Raw genomic sequence first — 17,157 nt, forward strand, 5'->3', positions numbered from 1 at the left:
CCACCGAACGCGGGACGGGTGGTCGTCGTCCGCCGACTCATCCTCCACGACACCGCTCGCGGCCGCGGTGGATGCGGGGGTCAGGAGACGCGCAGCAGGATCTTCCCGAGGTGCGCGGACGATTCCATCCTCCGGTGCGCCTGGGGCGCGTCCGCCAGCGGGAACACCGAGTCGATGACCGGGTGCACCTCGCCGGACTCCAGCAGCGGCCAGACGTGCTCGCGCACGGCGGCGATGACGGCTACCCGTTCGGCGAGCGGGCGCGCGCGCAGCGTCGTGCCCTGGAGGCGGGCGCGCTTGCGCATCAGGAGACCCATGTCCACCGTTGCCGGGGTGCGGTCGCGCACCGCGATCGACATGATGCGGCCGCCGGTCGCGAGGGCCTCCAGGTCTCGGGCGATGTACGCGCCGCCGACGATGTCGAGGACGACGTCGGCGCCGCGGCCGTCGGTGAAGGCGCGCACCGCTTCCACGAAGTCGTCGGTGCGGTAGTCGACGGCGGCGTCCGCGCCGAGGCCGCGGCAGAAAGCGGCCTTCTCAGGGCTCCCCGCGGTCGCGATCACCGGCGAGCCCAGCGCGTGCGCGAGCTGGATGGCCATGCTGCCGATGCCGCTGGAGCCGCCGTGGACCAGCAGGGTCTCGCCGGGTGCGAGCGCGCCGAGGTCGAACACGTTCGACCAGACCGTCGCGGCGACCTCGGGAAGCCCGGCGGCCTCCACGGGGTCCACACCGGGTGGGATCGGGAGCACGAGCCCGGCGTCCACCGTGACGTACTCGGCGTAGCCGCCGCCGGGCAGCAGCGCGCAGACCAGCTCGCCCTCGCTCCAGCGCCCGGACTCGACCTCTGCGCCGACCGCCTCGATGACGCCGGACACCTCGAGGCCGGGCCACTCCGGGGCGCCGGGCGGCGAGGGTAGAAGCCGCGGCGCTGGCTGAGGTCGGCGCCGTTCAGCCCGGCCGCGATCACCCGGATGCGGACCTCGCCGGGCCCGGGCTGGGGTTCGGGGACATCGGCGACGGTGAGCACCTCCGCGTCGCCCGGCTGCGGCACGACAACGGCGCGCATCAGCGGACCGCCGATCCCGCTGCGGGCTTGCGCCCCAGCACATCCCGGATGCGCACCTTGCTCGAATACTCGATCGATCCGTAGCGGAACAGCCGCACCGCCAGCCGGAGCACGACGTACGAGAGAGCGAACAGCTCGACGATGATCACGATCGCCTGCCAGAGCGGCAGCGACCCGAACGCGTTGAGGATGAGCGCGGTGATCGGCGCCGTGTACGGGAAGAACGCCAGGACCTGCACGATCGGCGCCTCCGGTGTGCTGACCGCATAGCTGGACGCGTAGATCGGGATGACGACGGCGAAAATGACGACCGAGAAGAACGGTGCGGCGTCCTTCGCGGTCGGCATCACCGCGCCGACGGCGACGAGCGTCCCGGTGAACAGTGCGAACCCGCCGATCGTGATCAGTGCGCCGACGATCATCTTCTGCGGATCGAACACCAGCGAGCTCAGGTCGAAGTTCGGGATGGCGAGCTGGTCGCGGAAGAACAGGTAGCCGATCACGACCGGCAACGCGAACACCGCGATCTGGATGATGCCGACCGCGAACAGCGACACCACCTTGCCGACCAGGAGGTTCGTCGGGTTGATCGTCGTCAGGATCATCTCCGTGACCCGGTTCTCCTTCTCCTCCAGCGTCGAGTTGAGCATCTGGTTGCCGAGGAAGACGATCACGACGAAGAATGCGGCCAGGAAGATCAGCGGCGGCACGATGCCCTGGAAGCCGGGCGCGATCGCGCCGTCCTTGAACGTGGTGGTGGAGGTGTTCGTCTCTCCGCGCAGGATCGCGACGTCGACCGGGCTGTTCAGCTTCTGCTCCACACTCGTCGCCAGGAGCGACTGGGCGACGGCGGAGTACTTGCTGTTGGAGAAGACGCCGGCGTCGGCGCCGTAGACCTTGATCGTCTGCTTGGACGGGTCGGCCGGGTAGTCGAAGAAGGCCGGAGTGCCGCCGATCTGCACCTCCTCGACGCCCGCGGAGCTGCTCGCGACCTCCTTGCCGCCGTACCCGGCCGCGACGGCAGGGTCGACCAGGCCGGACGCGTCGACGTAGAGGAAGTCGAAGCGCTCGTTCTTCTGCCGGTCGGCAGTGTTGGCGCTGGAGACGTTCGCCGAGATGACGAGCGCCCCCAGCCCGAAGACCAGGATCGGCAGGATGAGCGTCACGGCCCAGAAGCTGCGCTTCTTGATCGTGCGGGTGAACTCGAACCCGATGACGGTGGCGAGGTTGTGGCGGGCCATGCTCAGTCCTCCTGGCGGCTCTCGGCGCCGTAGACCTCGACGAAGATGTCGTCCAGGGATTTGCGGGTGGGGGCGAAGCGCGTGATGTGGAGGCCGGCGTCCACCAGGCCGCGCAGGATCGCGGCGGTGTCGGCGTCGTTCGCGACCTCCAGCTCGGCGCGGCCGTCCTCGTCCTTCGCGATGCGGTAGGCGGGGGAGGCGGGGATCGTGCCGTCGTGGTCCACGTGGACGACCGTGCCGCCGAACTGCTCCTGCACCTCGGAGACCGTGCCGTAGGCGCGCGAGACGCCGTCCTTGAGGAGGATGACGCGGTCGCAGAGCCGCTCGAGCTCCTCCATCTGGTGGGTCACCATCATCACGGTGGAGCCGGCGCGCTTCTGGTCGTCGATGATGTCCATGAGGAGACGCCGGTTGACCGGGTCGAAGCCCTTCGTCGGCTCGTCGAGGATGAGCAGCTCGGGCTGGTTCATGATCGTGACGCCGAGCTGCACCTTCTGCTGCTGGCCGCCCGAGAGCTTGTCGAGCCGGACCTTCTCCTTGTCGCCGATGCCGACGCGCTCGAGGTACTCGCTCGACCAGCGCCGCGCCTTCTCGGCGCCCAGACCCTTCAGCCGGCCGAAGTAGACCATCACGTCGATGACGGATTCCTTCTTGTAGAGGCCGCGCTCCTCGGGGAGGTAGCCGAGCCGCTCCCCGGCCTCCGGGGAGAAGTCCTTGCCGTCGATGTGTAGGACGCCAGCGGTCGGCTGGTAGATGCCGAGCAGCGCGCGGATGGTCGTGGTCTTGCCCGACCCGTTGCTGCCGAGGAAGCCGAAGGTCTCGCCGCGGACGATGTCGAAGGAGAGGTCGCGGATGACAGTGGTCCGCCCGAAGTCCATGCGGAAGCCGGCGATGTGCACTAGGGGCTCGTCGGGGTGGGTGTTCACACGATCGAGCCTATTGGGTGGAGGGTGCCGCGGTCGCGGGATTCGGATCCTATGAAAGTGTTGTCCGGCGTTGCCCGCTCGGCTACGCGAGCGCGTCGAGCAGGGCCGTGTGGAGCAGGCCGTTCGACGCGAGTGACGAGCCGTGCGACGGCCCGGGCTCACCGTTCACCGAGGTGAACGTGCCGCCCGCCTCCTCCACGATCGGGATGAGCGCCGCCAGGTCGTACGTCTTGACATCGAACTCACCGACCGCGTCCAGCAGGCCGTCCGCGAGCAGCATGTACGCCCACATGTCGCCGTACGCGCGGTCCCGCCACACCCGCCTGGTGAGGGCGACGAGGCGGTCGAGGTAGCCGGCCTGATCCCACTGCGCGATGCTCTGGAAGCTGATCGACGCGTTCGCGAGGTCGTCGACCCCGGACACCCGCATCCGCCGCGGCTCGGCGCCCGTCGCGTCGGTCGTCCACGCTCCCGTGCCGGCCGCCGCCCACCAGCGCTTGCCGAGCGCGGGGGAGCTGACCACGCCGACGACCGGCTTGCCGTTCTCGGCGAGTGCGATGAGCGTGCCCCACACCGGGACGCCGCGCAGATAGTTGGAGGTGCCGTCGATCGGATCGATGATCCATTGCCGTGCGGCGTCGCCCTCCGTGCCGTACTCCTCGCCGAGGATGCCATCGCCCGGCCGTTCGGCGGCGAGCGCCTCCCGAATGGCCCGCTCGACGGCCAGGTCGGCTTCCGTGACGAACGTGCGATCGGGTTTCGTGTCGATGTGGAGGCCGCGCTCCCGGAAATGCGCGGAGGAGATCGAGTCGGCGAGGTCGGCGAGCCTCAGCGCGAGCGCCAGGTCGTCGGAGAGCTGCGGGGCGGTGTCGCGTGCGTCGTTCACGCGAGGAGCCTAGCGGCCCGGCGCGAGGACACGCCCGGACTGCGGGAGGTGCTCGCCCCGATTGGCGTCGCGCCCGACTCGGATGCTAATGTTGAGCCTCGGTCCGGGAAACCGGAGCGAATGCGCCTCTAGCTCAATCGGCAGAGCAATTGACTCTTAATCAATGGGTTCAGGGTTCAAGTCCCTGGGGGCGCACCCCACACCGCAGGTGGCGAGAAGCCCCCGATCCCTTGGAAACACTGGGATCGGGGGCTTCTTCGTTTACGGAGGCGACGCGAGATTGGGTCGTTTGCCCACATTTTGCCCACATCTCAGTGAGCCGAGTGTCGTAGCTTCGCCCTAGATGCAGTCGCTGACGCTTAGAGGCCTTCGATGCCGCAGCGCTCGCGCCGCTTTCATGCCCGGATCGGTAGGCTGCGTGCATGATCGCAGCCGAGAGTGTTGAGCTACTCAGATCGCGGCGCGTTCGGCTCAGTCCGGGACTTACAGCTCTGGAGCTCTCGGCGGTCGAAGCCCGATTCGGTTTCGACTTCAGTCCGGATCATCGCGACTTCTTGTCGATTGCGGTTCCGGAGGGTGAGGGATGGATCGATTGGCGCGGCAACGCCGGGACCATCGATGATGCTCTCTCCTGGCCCACCGAGGGCGTCGTGTTCGACGTCGAAGAAAACGCCTTCTGGCCGCCGTCGTGGGGTAACGCTCCCCACAGCCGGCCTGAGCGGTTGCGACGCGCCCGCGAGCAGATTGCGAAATGGCCCACCCTCGTCCCATTGTATGGTCACCGCTATATGCCCGCGTCGCCAGCCGGCGCGAGTTCGCCGGGTCTTCTCTGTCTGGCAGACGGACGTCATCGTCTATGGTCGAGATCTGCTGGATTACGTCCAGCATGAATTCGGAAGGGGAAGAGCCGCGCACTCAGTGGCCGGTGTGGATCCGCGCTGTTGTGCTCCATGGTCGCTTCTCGCGTTCGGGCTGGAGGAGGAGATCTAACTTCGTCCTGCAGATCGCACTCGTTCGAACGCATGACCCGGAATTGGCGCCAACGGGCACCTCCTAGCAAAATACGCTCGGCACAATCAGCGCTGTTTAGCCGTATTGAGCGGTGGCATATTCGCGGCTGAGGCGCGACGTTAGGATCCGAGAGTGTCTGATTTGATGGCTCCGTTCCCGGCTGGTACGACGGTTCGTGCAGTCCGGTTTCCAACCACGGTGCATGCGGTGAGGTCTTTGGGTGGACCCCGCCTGCCGTCTGGATTCGCGGTCGTGGTTGATGCGGGACGGCTGAGTTTCGTCGGCATGCGCAAGCAGACCTCGCTGTGGGACCTTCCGGTATCTAGCGTTCAGGCCGTTTCGGTTGCTGAGACGCGGTCTTCGCCGCCTTATCCGCAAGTGGCACTGGCGATTGTCTTGAGGGTGCGGACGGGCGTTGGGTTCACGGAGCTTCCGATCGTGCCGGTTTCGGACGATGGCAAGCGGTCGTTGACGTGGAGAGATACCGACGTGCGAGCGCTCGCGACGCGGCTTTCGGATGCGATGAAGATCGCGCCAGGCGTGGGCTGAACGCTTGTTCGGCCCCGGTAGCGGCGATCCATTCGCTTGGCCAGTAATCGGTGAATTGGGCTCCGGCGTTGCGGCGGTGTTGCTCGGCGACCGCGAACCTGTAGTTGAACGAGTCTCCGACGATCGGTCCGGGCATTTGTAGGGACCAGCTCGCGGAGCGTGGCGTTCTTGGCGCCTCCGTCGAGGCGATTGGGAGTGTTTGGTGGCCGGAATTCTCTGTGACGAGTGGCTAACTCGATGGCCTGTTCCAAGGATTGGTGGCCAGCTTTGCGGCCGCCTCGTCAAGCCGCACGGCGACCATGTCGAGATCCTCGTCGAATAGATCCGCGTAGACGTCGAGGGTCATGGCGGCGCTCTTATGACCGAGCATCTTCTGCAGCACCTTGATGTTGGCGCCGGCGCTGACCGCCAAGCTCGCGGCAGTGTGGCGCAGGTCGTGTGGGGTCATGTAGTCGAGGCCGGCGTCTGCCAATGCGATCGCGAACCAGGATGGGTTGTTCTCTCGATGGTGCGGGCGGCCCAGGAACCCGCCATGGCGGCGCTCGAAGATCAGGCTGTCTTTCGACTTGCCCGCGATCGCATCCTGGATCGGTCCACCGACGATCGTCGGCAGCGGAACTGATCGACGCTCCCAGCTCTTCGGCGTCCCGAGGATCACGTAGCCGTCGACCTGCGTTGCGGAGCGCACAATCGAGATCCGATGACGATCGAAGTCGACATCTCGTGGGCGAAGAGCGATCGCTTCACCCCAGCGCAAACCGGTGTACGCCAGAAGAAGCACCAGAAGCGCCAGGTTGTCCTCCTCAATGCTGCGCACCAGGGCCGCGACTTGCGTGTGTGAGAGGTACACACGTGGCTTCTCAGAGCTCTTTCGTGGGAGGTTGTCGATCCCGCGTGCCGGGTTCTTCGGGATTCGTCCGTCCTTGACCGCGGTGTCGAGGATACCTGCGAGCACGCCTACTGCGCGAATGACGACCGTGGCTGACCGCGGCGTAGCGTCGGCTATCTTGCGTCGCCCGGCATTCTCGGCGATCCCCAATCCGAGCTGACGCACCCACTCCTCGACATCTGAGGGGCGAATGGCTCGGATCTCCACCTTGCCCCAGCGCGGCTCGACGTGAACCCTCCAGGCTGCGGCCAAAGGTGCGAACGAGGACGGCTTGAGTGCTCGTTCCTTCTTCGCGAGGAACGCGCGGGACAGTGACGCCACCGTGACTCGGCTCAGCGACGGGTCGATGTACGCCCCGGTCGCTTTCCGGACCTCGATCGAGGCCAGGAAGAGCTCCGCGTCGCGTTTCGTCCGAAAGCCACGCTTGTCGGTTTGCGAGTGGTCGGGCTTCCGATATCTGACGCGATATCGGCGACCGGACGATGTCTCGTATGGAGTAATGCTCCCCATGGCAGTGAACCTAACTCCCAGTACCGACATACATTGCGGCGATCTCGGCAGTCGGGTGCAGTCTGGAGCCGTGGAAATGGACAAGCGTCGCCCGGAACCGATGCGCTGGGGCGCGAACGATGTCGAAGCCGTAGAGCTGTGTTTTCGGTGGATGATCTACCTCGGAGCGAGCGACACCGTGATCGCTGCCGGTGAGGCTCGTCGAGCATGTGACCTCTACAGCTCTCGCTATCTGGGTTGGGTTGACAACCGCAGGGGGAATCTCGATGTCGAGTTCGTGGAACGGGTGGCGACCGTTGCACACCCTGATGGTCGGCAAGCGCTGATCTTCGTGCCAGGGGGCGTGCTCCCGCAGGCTAGACGGAGAGCGGACGAACTGGGGGTGGCTGTGCTCGGATTCCACTCCGAAAACGCGACGTTGGACGGTGTTAACTCGCTTGGACGTCGTGTCCGTGATGGTGGCTTGGCGACGGGATAACACTTAGACTCCTCAGCTCCGGCCGATCGAGGGGACGTGGTCTGGAGCCGTCGGGGTCGAGGGGCCGGTGTAGCTGCGGGCTGTTCGGTGGAGCTCCTCGAGGGCCGTTGCGCGCGAATCTTCGACCGTGGGTTCGATGGTTTGGCGGTTCATCGATCCCGCGAGCTCTGCCTTCGCCGACGATTCGGTCGCCGCGACGACTATGGCCTTGTTGTCTTCCTTGCCGCGAGTGAGGCCCACGTACAGCCCGGCAGCGTCGACTCCGGGGCCGACGATGGAAACGTCTGTGGTCTCTCCCTGAACGCCGTAGACAGTGGTCGCGTACGCGAGGTGCAAATGCGATTCGGCATAACTGGCGGGAATCCTTCGCAGATCCGACATGTCGTTGGGAGCTGCCAGCAGTACGTCTCCGTTGATGATCGATTTGACCACCCACGTCTGCCTGTTCTGGACGCCGGCAGCGACATCGTTGCGTCGGGTCTGCACCAGGTCGCCTACGAAGATCGCCTGGCCCTCCTGACCAGTGGCGACCCTCTCGGTTCCGAGGGCACCGGCTGAGATCCGTTGAGCCTGGATCGACTCATTGACGGCCGTCGCTTCTGCGTGTGTGGCGGTCACGAGCGCAATGGACTGTCGTCGTTGTTGCGCCTCGAACCAGCCGTTGACCATAGCTCGCCTGGCTTCGACATCATTGTCGGTACGGATGACGTGACCAGTTTGGATTAGTTCGGCTGCGACTTCGGTCGCGGTGTCTTGACCCCGGAGTTCGCGCACTCGGAGAGTGAGATCTGCCCAGTCGGGATCCTTGAAGCGATGGCTTGTGGTCATCTCCACGCGCGACTCGGTGCGGCGCCAGAAGAGTGCCATAGCTCCGGAGTGCCCAATCGGGAGGGCCTGGCGCTCGTCGCCAATGAGCGCCACATCTGCACCGGTGCGTTCAATAACGTCGACCAGGCCCCGCGCAGCCTCGAGGTCGAGCATGCCGGCTTCATCAACCACGATGCGGTCAGCCGGGCGGATCCGCATGCGTGGGCCGCTGTAGATTCGGCCTGTCGACGGATCGTGTGCCCCCTGCTCAAGCCGACTCCACTCGGTGGCTCCGGCCTCGTTGGTCCTCCAGCGCCATCCGTAGTCAAACAAGAGCTGATGCAGCGACGACGACTCGCTCAGAGTTTCGCGTCCAGCGACGATTGATGCCTTCTTCGTCGGTGCAACGATGATCATGTTCCGGCCGTGACGGCGGAGAGCCGCGGCGGCGATCCTGAGCATGGTGGTCTTTCCGGTACCAGCGGCACCGGAAACGGTGACATTGCGTGCGGTTCCCGCGATCGCGGCGGCGCCCGCAAGCTGCTCAACGTCGAGGCCGCGACCCGGTTCGACCGCATGAGCGATGGCTTCGACAACATCCTGTCGCTCATCGACCCCGTCAACGGAGAGCATTTCGATTCGGTTGGCGAGTTTTGTCTTGAGAAGCGCGGTGTTGGTAGCCATGAGTCGCTTGACGTGTGCCGGGATGCCAGGCTCGGTGAGCAAAGCGACGGTGTGGGAGCCAGCAAGGTCGACCACGGAATCGAGGGCCTCTGCAAGTCGATCCCGAGGGGCATGGACGCCGGTTGATGCGAGGGCCCGAATCGCGCCCGCACGAATGTCCCACTCGCTGAATCGACCGCCGGTGCCAGTTGATCGGGCGTCCGCATCGACGACAGCCTTAGCTGCGAGCAGGTCGAGGTCGAGATCGGCAACGGCTACTGTGTGGAGCTCCGCACCGGGCCGTTCACGTGCAAGCTGCGGGTCGGTCGCGATCAATTCCTCGCGGACAAGCGTGGCCCAGTCGTCTTCGTCGAAATTGCCGGGCTTGTTCGGCCGGCCGGCAGCCCATGCCCATCGGTCGATCTGATTCATCACGTCGTGTGACGGTTCCTGCCCGGGATGCCGCTGTTTCCACCAAGCGATCCGCGCGACCTTGTTGGCTTCGATCTGCGCGGACCGCTTCGACAACGGCCGCACGAGATGCTGCAGCGCTGCGATCTCCCCGTCCTCATTGAGGGTGAAGCCTTTCGCGGCGAGAGCGTTGATCCAGGCGGGGTCGGTGCGCGAGGCGAGGTCGCCTTCGGCGTTGATCACGTTCTGGAACCGCAACGCCACCCGGGTGTCGATGTTGGACCATCTGCCGTCGATGCCTTGGACTTTGACGTTGAGCCAGAGGTGGCGGTGCTTGTGCGGATCCAACGATCGGGAGCGTTCGTGGCGGAGTTCGACCACTTCGATCCGGGCGAGGTCTTCGCGGATGCTGCCGCCTTTGCCGCGGCGGGCGTTGAGCTCGGACTGCCAGAGCTTGACGATCCGGTCGCGGAGGCGGTCCTGGAGGTCCTCGTACGCGGCGGCGAGGTCGGGGTCGAGCATGGCTGCAATGGAGAACGACTTCGGCGCGTTGATCGTCGCATCCAGAATCAGATCCGCGACGGGCGACTCCAGGTCGCGGCCGCGATGCTCGCCCGTGAGCGGGTCGAGTCCGTCGACCCAAGCCTTCAGTCGGTCGCGGGTGAGGAGGTCGTCGCGGATGGCACCGTTCTCGACGATGTATCGGGTCATGAGGGCGTCGGCGTAGCCTGCGGCGGCGATGACACCGTCGGCGGTTTTGGCGGTGAGAGTGGCGTCACAGACGCCACTGAAGGCGTAGTCGACTGCTTGCCTGACCCCGTGAGAGGACTGCCCCCGCTTCCATCTGGCTACTCCGCCGCGCACCTGCACTCACCTCCCGCGCACCTCGTCTTGGGCTTCCCGAAACGGGACAGCCTTGTCCTTTTCCAAAAATGTTCTTCTACTTAGAACTTCCGGTTCCAAGGTGGTTTTGGCGCGCAAACAGCTCATATGTCCGAAACCCGCTAGAAATTCATCCAAGGTGGTTTTGGCGCGCAAACAGCTCATATGTCCGAAACCCGCTAGAAATTCATGAAAATTGGGCCGTTCCCGGCCTAAACCCGGGCCGAGGACCGCACGGCCATCGTGCGGCTGACCACCGACGCTGACGCGAGCAGAATGCAAATCAGGCCGCCGGCGTGGCGGCTCACGGACCCCCTCAGCGATGCGGTCGGCGAGCTTTCTCCCCAGTGGCCTGTCCGAAACCAATGCCTTCACACCTACACGTTGTGTTTTCCAACCGGATTTGACGCGCAAATCCGAAATTCGTCGAATTCAGCTGCGTGGAACCACCGGGACGCGCCACCGCCTTGTGCCACAATTCGACTTACCCGAGCGAGGAGAGACTGCGTGACCAACCTGTTGCGAGCAATCGTCCCGATGTTCAGCGGCGGTGTGTTCGCGATCGTTGGCGTTTTGCTTTGGCGTCATGCCGAGGGCGCGGCTGAGTCCTTTCGTAAAACGGGTTCGATGTTTTTCGGCGACAAGACTGCCGAGACTGTCTATACGGCCTGGAACCTCAAATGGGGAGCCGGTGGGGCCGTCGTGATCGGCGCAATCATGTTCAGCTCCGGTCTGGTCGCCACCATCCGGCTTCTCTGAGCCGACCGTCAACTAAGCGTGAATAGGGGAGCTTTGCGAGCCCGAGTCCTCACCCGGTGGGTCGCGTACTACGCGTTTGCCCTCCTCTGGTTGATCTTCCTGGTATTCATGATGATCGAGCGGATCCGGACGTCATCGCTAGGTTCTTCGACGGAGCTGACCATTGGGATGGTGGTGCTCGGCGGAGTGCTCGCTGCGGCGCTCATTGGTTTTCCGTTGTGGGTCCTGCCGAACGTTCGATGCCGCGCCGAGCTACGTCGTCGCTTTCCCGACGCGGTCGTACTCGTCGCGCGACGCGATGATTTCCGCCCATTCATCGACGTGGACGCGCTCGACATCCCGTACCGGAGAATCCCGTACTTACTCACGGTTGTTGCAGATCGAGGCTCACTCTCGGCCTGGGCAGGAGGCGATCCAGGAGTCCAGCCACGACAGCTCGTTTCGATTCCTTGGCCCGTGTTGGATCCGTTCGAGCAGGCCGCGACAGAGGGAGTGCTTCCGCAGTTTGTCCTGCGTTCTACTGCGCATTGGAACGGCGAAGAGCAACCGCTGCAGTTGACGCTGGGCTCCAACGCATTCGGCGGGCTCTTCCCACAGACCTATGGAAGTTCTTGCGCAGCCCTCGCCGCGCTCAACGCCCGCGCGTGCGGGTCGAGGGTGAGTTGCCGCAGACATAACGCATAGCGAGAACGAAGAGATACATCACGGGGGGACGTCACGCGCGCAAGCGCAGACCGGGAGACGCTAGGCGTGAGTAGTTTCGACATGTGCTTCCGGACCGGAGTCACGATCGGCGCCTGCGGCATCGGTCCGTGTGCTCTCAGCGGCTTCGACTCGAAGCCGTCCTACAGCCTGTCCGCCATCGTCCTTCGTGCCATTGCCCCCACCCGGGCGATCGTAGTGGGCGCACGATGTCGGCCTCAGTGCTGCGGCACGTGCGGATCCGGCAAGCTGTCCAGGTTGTGGTAGACGACACCGTTCTGGTCGCCGACGCTGGTGATCGAAGCTGGGTCGAGGTTGACAGTGTCCCCGACATAGACCGTCGTGGGTGGGTACCGACGCACGGCGTTGATCGCAGTGAGGTACGCCGTGCCGACGTCGAAGCGCTTGGCGATGAACTCCCAGATGTCGCCGGGCGCAACGACGTACGCGACCGGCACACCCTTATCATTCAGCTTCGTGGTCCCGGTGGCGTACTGGATGGGGCCGCAGTCGACCGGCTGCTGGGCCTCGCTGTAGTAGTCCCGCTCCCAGAAGCCCCAGCCGACGCACGCCGCGGCGGTCGGGGCCGGCGCAGGCGTTGCGGTTGGGGTGAAGGACGCCGCGGGCGTCGGCGTCGCCGGATGGCTGGCCTTGTGGATCAGGTCCGGGGTGTGCTCGGCCGCTGTGCAGCCGGTCAGAGAGATGCCGAGCAGCACCGCCGCGACCACCGAGCGTGACTTCCTCCGTCGTCGTTCCACGATCACAGGTCGATCGACGAAGCGCGCTGGGCCTCGCTCGTGTGAGCAGCGACGAGCCGGCCAACACGAGTCATGACCAGCGATGCGGCGATGAATGCGACGCCCAGCGGTGCCACAACCTGGCCAATGATCCGGACGATCACTTCAAGTACGGTGAGGACGCCTTGGTCCACATTCACATCTGATCCCGGCTGCACAACGGCCGCGATGCCGATCTGTGGTATCAGAATGGTCAACAGGGCTCCGGCCACGGTGAGCGCGATGCCCCACCACAGCACTACCTTCGGTCGCAGCTTCGACTCATTCACGGACGTCCCCTTCGTCGCGGCTGGTCATGATGCTAGCGGGCCGCTCGGCAACTTTCAGCGCACAGCGGCGCCTCCGGCATTATGAGTCGCCGCCGAAGACCACGGTTCGGATTGACGCGGCGATCGAGGAGGGATCCTCGATCGCGTGAGGCAGTAGCCCGCGTCGCTCGAAGGGCATGAGCGGAAGCTTCTCGCCTAGTGAGGTCACGACGAGAGCTTCACGCCAGATGCCGCGCCCGTTGTCGGACGGCCCTGTGCTGATCTGGTCGATGTCCGACAGCAACAGAGTCTCCTTCCCGCGGACCAGCCGCAGTCGGCCGGGCGCCGCGTAGAGCGTCGCCCAGAATCCGGTAGCCGCGAGAAGTCGGCTGGGGGAACCGGCGCGCTCGTGCAGAAACATCGCTGCGCCAGGCGGTACGGTGACTCGCCACCCGGTATCTACGGTCATGTGCGCCATCGTAGCGAGTCGGCCGCCGCAGACCACCTTCCTCCAGCCGCCGGTGCTGAGGCCCCAGACGAAGAAGAACACGAGGATCACGGCCGCGATCCCGGCGCCCACGACACCAAGTGCGATGACGGTCGCACAGTACGGTCGCAGTGCGACGGCGATGATCGCGATATCTGGAAGGACAACGACCGGGCGGGCCTTCTTCAATCGGGTTCGAGCGGCGGCCCAAAAGGAGCTGAAGCGAAGGATAGAACAAGTGAAGAGATACATCCCAAGAGGAGACCAAGACCAAGGAAACAGAGACAGAAACCAAGAACGGAGATAGGAGAGACCAAGGTGAAGGGAGATAGAAGCTAAGAGCAGATGCACGCAGGCACTTTGAGTGGGTAGGCCTAAGCCGGCTGGCCTCTATACGTGATCCGTTGCGCGAGATTTGAGACTTGGTCGTCCTTCTTCGATGAGGATCTCGGTGGCTAGATCCGGTGGCACCCCGGCGTCGACGAGCCACGAGCGGAAGCGGGAAGGGTTCAACACCCTCGGGCGGGTAGCTGACTCGAAACCGCGATTCGACAACGCGCGCCGGATGGCGTTTCGCAGGCGTCGAAGCTGGACGGCCGTGACCATCACAATGCCAAGGAGCGCGACGGGGACGGCGGCGTTGAGCGCGCCCAGCAGGGTGTGAAGTGAGCCGCCCGAGAAGGCGTGGACAATTCCGATCGCCCATCCCATCGGGAACACGACGATGAGGAGACGAAGTGGTGCGAATGCGGAGGCGAGCTGCGACGCGAAGCCGGGTCCGATGTGCGGGGTCCAGATTCGGACGAGCTGGTTACTACCGAACATCACGCCTCCGACGCTCTCGCTGGTCTCGCGTCAGGCCGGTGAATCGGCTTGTGACGGGTCAGCGCACAACGCCCAGTGGTCGTCATCTCGATCGCAGTCATGACTGACGCACGATGGCAAAGGGGTCCTCGTCGCTGTCCAACCACGAATCGCCCTCGTCCTCATGCAGGATCACGTCGGTCATGCTCGCTACAGCTTCTAGGCCGGCGACTTGTTCGAGGCCGTGCCACCCGTGAACGTGAGCGATCTCGTGAACTGCCGAGATCGGGTCGTCAACGCGAAACATGGCGTCCTCTTCCGTATCCTCCGGCCATGCTGTGGAGTAAGCGACGCGGCCCGCAGAGATCAGCTGCTGCTCATCGAGAACCCGATAGTCCCACCTCCCGACGACGCTGAGTACCTCATGTTCGAACCTCTCAAGTGGTTCGTCTTCATCGTCGTCCTCATCCCAATCTTCGGTCTCGAGTCCGAGCGGCGAGGATCCGCACCAATCGAACTCAGCGTCGTCGAATGCTGCGGCGGCTCGACGCAAGGCTTCCGACGACGCGATGTAGGCGACATCCTCGTTCCCCCTCCCAGATCGGCCGAGAGTCAGAGAGATGTGATCACGGAGGGCCAGCAACAGGTGCTCGCCCTTTGCGGATAGGGCCTCTCTTGCGGCCGGTGTCCACTGGGTCTCGCTGTCGAACTCGTCGGTCATTTCTGAACTATAAGGCGAGCGGAAGATGCCCGCAGCGCATGAGGCTGGCTCGTGCGATACGAATCCCGACCGCCATGAAAAGGGTCGCTCGAATATCGCTGATCGGGGCTGCTGCGGGCGGCGCTGCGCTGGCCGGGCTTGTTGTCTTTCCGCCGGCCGATCGTAGCTCGCTCCCGGTGCTCCGCGCCGGACTTTCGCGGCATATCCTCCTTCCGCTTCGCTCCAGTCCGGTATTCCACGGTCCCGGCACTGCGCGCCGTCCACTCGCTCTTGATCAGTCGCCGGAAAGGCAACAAGAACTGATCGAGCAGGGAAGTGAGCGAGATGCGGGTATTCATCATCGACAGCAGCAACATGGGTCCGGAACTGCAAGGCGGGCTCATCGGCGTAGAAGGGTCCGCGGACCCGACTGCTGCAGAAAAACAGACGTGCGTGGATACAGTGAGCCGGTACCTGGCGGACGGTTGGGCGATCTGCGCGGACCCGTTCACACCCATCGGTTGGTTAGCTGCTCTGACGGCAGAAGCAGCATGTGCCCCATTCATTGCGCTCGGCGATTCGAAGACACTTTCGTTCAGGCGATGAAGCCCCGCTCCCGCGCCGCGTCCGTAATGGGCTTCACGGCCGCCTTACCTAGCCTCGCCGTCAGAGTCTCAACGAGCCCGTTGACGTGGTAGCTAACCATGAAATTGTTGGGCGTCGAAGCTCGAACTCTTTGAACGTAATACTCCACAATCTCAGCACCGAACGAGGTCAATGCGCCCTCAGGAAAATCTGGTTCCATGAAGTGCTCGCTTAGCGGGATATCGTCATGTTCTGCGAACAGCTTGACGGCCTCAGGAATGCGCGGCCCGAGGTAAGGCACCACATCTGCCCAGACGGAGAGCTCGTCCGCTTCAGCCGTACGGGGAACTCCCTGAAACCGCGCCTGCAAGTGTCGGCGGAGCCATTTTTTCCAGATCTCATCTCCATTGATACCGGCTCCCGCTAAGAAGTGGACGATCTCTCGAGCAAAGCCTGACGCATGCTTTCCCTCGTCCTCGAGAATGCTCGCGTCGAGGAGTTGTTTGCGCGACTTCGCTGGAATCGCAGCAAACGAGACGATCGACGCGACCATTCCGAAGAAGTTCACTTCCAGCCCGCGCTCGCCGAGATCATCCATATGTCCCCACTGGCGAATGGTGCTCTGGAGCAGGCCAGCTGCCAGCATCCGGTCGTTATAGCGCGGCTGGTACAAGAACGCCGTCCAGGCGAGTTTCGCTGATACCTCATGACCGAACAGCGGCAGTACTCGTCGCTCGGTGAACTCCGGATCCGCCGCAAACATGAAGAACGCTTGGCTCGCGAATGCCGGCTCGATAGCGTCCAGCGCGTGTCTGGGTCCAGCGAATAGGTCCTCGATGGCATCCCTCTCTTCTTCGTTGAGCCCTTTCCAGTCGTCGCGATGGTTTCGCCAGCGCCGGTCGATCGCGTTCATCCAGAACCGTGCGATGTCGCCTGGCCAAGAGTTCAAATACAGCGGTGCGGGCGATACGGGATCAATATCCTCGGAGTGAGAGAACGATTCTCCGTGGTTATCCCACAACGCTCTTGCCAGCCCTCGCATTGCCGCGTCTGCCCGATCCTCCTCATCGTCGATCATGATTTGGGCCTGTTCGACGAGGAACCGACCGATAGCCCGGGTGGAAGTTGGGATATGGACCTGACTCGCGACCCGCTGCGTTGCAGCGCCCGCGAGATCGCCGAGCGAGGACTTCGACCAACCCTCGATTACCGCTCGGCGCAGATCGTCCCCTTTGACGCCCAGTTCGGGCTCTTCATCTGCCAGCGACCAGATCGTAATTCCTTGCGGGGGCGCGTCTCCACGACTTGCCTGATCAAGGAGAGCGCGTCGTCCCATGACGGCTCATCAAAACTGCGCTCTGAGTAATCGCGCTCGATCAACTCGCCAAGCGCCGCGCCCGGAGCCTTGGACAGCGCCTCAACAAAGTCTTCGGGCGCCATCGGAAGCTTGCCGCCCCATGAGCCGCTTGACGTCCAACTGTCGAAGTCTGGGTGTTCGCGGGCCGCAAACGTCGGGTTCTCTTGCTGGAGCCTCGCGAGCTCGTTGAGAGCGTCATTCCAGTCCGGCGCATGTTGCGTTAGCCAAACCAACGCGTTGAAAACCGCATATTGAACGTGGCGATGCCTATCGGGAATGTCGTCCGGGAAGCTTGGGCCGGTCAATACGGCCGCTAGAAGTCGAGAGCGAGTTTCACTCGAAGCGCCGCTGACCGAGTGGGCCAAGATCTGGAAGGTCTCATGCTTGAGGTCGCTGGCG

Annotated in this window: 15 protein-coding genes, 1 tRNA gene and 1 pseudogene; 5 read left to right on the forward strand and 12 right to left on the reverse strand. The window is 64.2% G+C overall.

Annotated features, from left to right (window positions below):
- Window positions 1–80 precede the first annotated feature (80 nt).
- From ACRAWC_RS00930 to ACRAWC_RS00945, 4 genes and pseudogenes are all read right to left on the reverse strand, one after another.
- Window positions 81–1,066: pseudogene (locus ACRAWC_RS00930) on the reverse strand (NAD(P)H-quinone oxidoreductase).
- Window positions 1,066–2,307, reverse strand: a complete 1,242-nt coding sequence (locus ACRAWC_RS00935; RefSeq protein ID WP_431346064.1) for an ABC transporter permease — start codon at window positions 2,305–2,307, stop codon at window positions 1,066–1,068. The pseudogene ACRAWC_RS00930 and the gene ACRAWC_RS00935 overlap by 1 nt, the downstream one beginning before the upstream one ends.
- 2 nt (window positions 2,308–2,309) lie before the next feature.
- Window positions 2,310–3,185 carry an ABC transporter ATP-binding protein gene (locus ACRAWC_RS00940; protein ID WP_431346559.1) on the reverse strand — a complete coding sequence of 292 codons (876 nt, stop codon included), beginning with the start codon at window positions 3,183–3,185 and terminating at the stop codon, window positions 2,310–2,312.
- A 130-nt stretch (window positions 3,186–3,315) separates the two neighbouring features.
- On the reverse strand, window positions 3,316–4,119 hold the full coding sequence (locus tag ACRAWC_RS00945; RefSeq protein ID WP_431346065.1) for an inositol monophosphatase family protein: 804 nt from the start codon (window positions 4,117–4,119) through the stop codon (window positions 3,316–3,318).
- A 122-nt stretch (window positions 4,120–4,241) separates the two neighbouring features.
- Here ACRAWC_RS00945 and ACRAWC_RS00950 point away from each other — a divergent pair.
- From ACRAWC_RS00950 to ACRAWC_RS00960, 3 genes are all read left to right on the forward strand, one after another.
- Window positions 4,242–4,314, forward strand: a tRNA-Lys gene (locus ACRAWC_RS00950).
- Between the two features lie 227 nt (window positions 4,315–4,541).
- Window positions 4,542–5,009 (forward strand): hypothetical protein, encoded by a 468-nt coding sequence (locus tag ACRAWC_RS00955; RefSeq protein WP_431346066.1) that lies wholly within the window; start codon window positions 4,542–4,544, stop codon window positions 5,007–5,009.
- Between the two features lie 253 nt (window positions 5,010–5,262).
- Window positions 5,263–5,679 carry a hypothetical protein gene (locus ACRAWC_RS00960; RefSeq protein ID WP_431346067.1) on the forward strand — a complete coding sequence of 139 codons (417 nt, stop codon included), beginning with the start codon at window positions 5,263–5,265 and terminating at the stop codon, window positions 5,677–5,679.
- Between the two features lie 229 nt (window positions 5,680–5,908).
- Here ACRAWC_RS00960 and ACRAWC_RS00965 read toward each other — a convergent pair whose 3' ends face one another.
- Window positions 5,909–6,889, reverse strand: coding sequence for a tyrosine-type recombinase/integrase (locus tag ACRAWC_RS00965; RefSeq protein WP_431346068.1), 981 nt, complete (start codon window positions 6,887–6,889; stop codon window positions 5,909–5,911).
- 679 nt (window positions 6,890–7,568) lie between these two features.
- Window positions 7,569–10,307: an AAA family ATPase gene (locus tag ACRAWC_RS00970; protein ID WP_431346069.1), complete on the reverse strand. Its 2,739-nt coding sequence runs from the start codon at window positions 10,305–10,307 to the stop codon at window positions 7,569–7,571.
- A 519-nt stretch (window positions 10,308–10,826) separates the two neighbouring features.
- Between ACRAWC_RS00970 and ACRAWC_RS00975 the strand changes: the two genes are divergently transcribed.
- Window positions 10,827–11,078 carry a hypothetical protein gene (locus ACRAWC_RS00975; RefSeq protein WP_431346070.1) on the forward strand — a complete coding sequence of 84 codons (252 nt, stop codon included), beginning with the start codon at window positions 10,827–10,829 and terminating at the stop codon, window positions 11,076–11,078.
- A gap of 90 nt (window positions 11,079–11,168) precedes the next feature.
- On the forward strand, window positions 11,169–11,762 hold the full coding sequence (locus ACRAWC_RS00980; RefSeq protein ID WP_431346071.1) for a hypothetical protein: 594 nt from the start codon (window positions 11,169–11,171) through the stop codon (window positions 11,760–11,762).
- A 236-nt stretch (window positions 11,763–11,998) separates the two neighbouring features.
- On the opposite strand, the gene ACRAWC_RS00985 is transcribed toward ACRAWC_RS00980, so the two are convergent.
- From ACRAWC_RS00985 to ACRAWC_RS01010, 6 genes are all read right to left on the reverse strand, one after another.
- Window positions 11,999–12,508 (reverse strand): LysM peptidoglycan-binding domain-containing protein, encoded by a 510-nt coding sequence (locus tag ACRAWC_RS00985; protein WP_431346072.1) that lies wholly within the window; start codon window positions 12,506–12,508, stop codon window positions 11,999–12,001.
- A 32-nt stretch (window positions 12,509–12,540) separates the two neighbouring features.
- Entirely contained in the window at window positions 12,541–12,846 is a 306-nt protein-coding gene (locus ACRAWC_RS00990) for a hypothetical protein (RefSeq protein ID WP_431346073.1), read from the reverse strand.
- 79 nt (window positions 12,847–12,925) lie between these two features.
- Window positions 12,926–13,564, reverse strand: a complete 639-nt coding sequence (locus ACRAWC_RS00995; RefSeq protein ID WP_431346074.1) for a hypothetical protein — start codon at window positions 13,562–13,564, stop codon at window positions 12,926–12,928.
- A 670-nt stretch (window positions 13,565–14,234) separates the two neighbouring features.
- A complete protein-coding gene (locus tag ACRAWC_RS01000) occupies window positions 14,235–14,837 on the reverse strand; it encodes a hypothetical protein (protein ID WP_431346075.1) in 603 nt (200 codons plus the stop codon).
- Window positions 14,834–15,193, reverse strand: a complete 360-nt coding sequence (locus tag ACRAWC_RS01005) for a hypothetical protein (protein ID WP_431346076.1) — start codon at window positions 15,191–15,193, stop codon at window positions 14,834–14,836. Before ACRAWC_RS01005 ends, ACRAWC_RS01000 begins: the two co-directional genes overlap by 4 nt.
- A gap of 218 nt (window positions 15,194–15,411) precedes the next feature.
- Window positions 15,412–16,737 (reverse strand): hypothetical protein, encoded by a 1,326-nt coding sequence (locus ACRAWC_RS01010; protein ID WP_431346077.1) that lies wholly within the window; start codon window positions 16,735–16,737, stop codon window positions 15,412–15,414.
- Between the last annotated feature and the right edge of the window lie 420 nt (window positions 16,738–17,157).

The organism is Leifsonia sp. L25, assembly GCF_050632895.1.

Coding starts and splice junctions, on each gene's coding strand:
- ACRAWC_RS00935 (WP_431346064.1), bottom strand. CDS start 2,307: ATGGCCCGCCACAACCTCGCCACCGTCATCGGGTTCGAGTTCACCCGC.
- ACRAWC_RS00940 (WP_431346559.1), bottom strand. CDS start 3,185: ATGGACTTCGGGCGGACCACTGTCATCCGCGACCTCTCCTTCGACATC.
- ACRAWC_RS00955 (WP_431346066.1), top strand. CDS start 4,542: ATGATCGCAGCCGAGAGTGTTGAGCTACTCAGATCGCGGCGCGTTCGG.
- ACRAWC_RS00995 (WP_431346074.1), bottom strand. CDS start 13,564: ATGTATCTCTTCACTTGTTCTATCCTTCGCTTCAGCTCCTTTTGGGCC.
- ACRAWC_RS01000 (WP_431346075.1), bottom strand. CDS start 14,837: ATGACCGACGAGTTCGACAGCGAGACCCAGTGGACACCGGCCGCAAGA.
- ACRAWC_RS01005 (WP_431346076.1), bottom strand. CDS start 15,193: ATGTTGCTGCTGTCGATGATGAATACCCGCATCTCGCTCACTTCCCTG.
- ACRAWC_RS01010 (WP_431346077.1), bottom strand. CDS start 16,737: ATGGGACGACGCGCTCTCCTTGATCAGGCAAGTCGTGGAGACGCGCCC.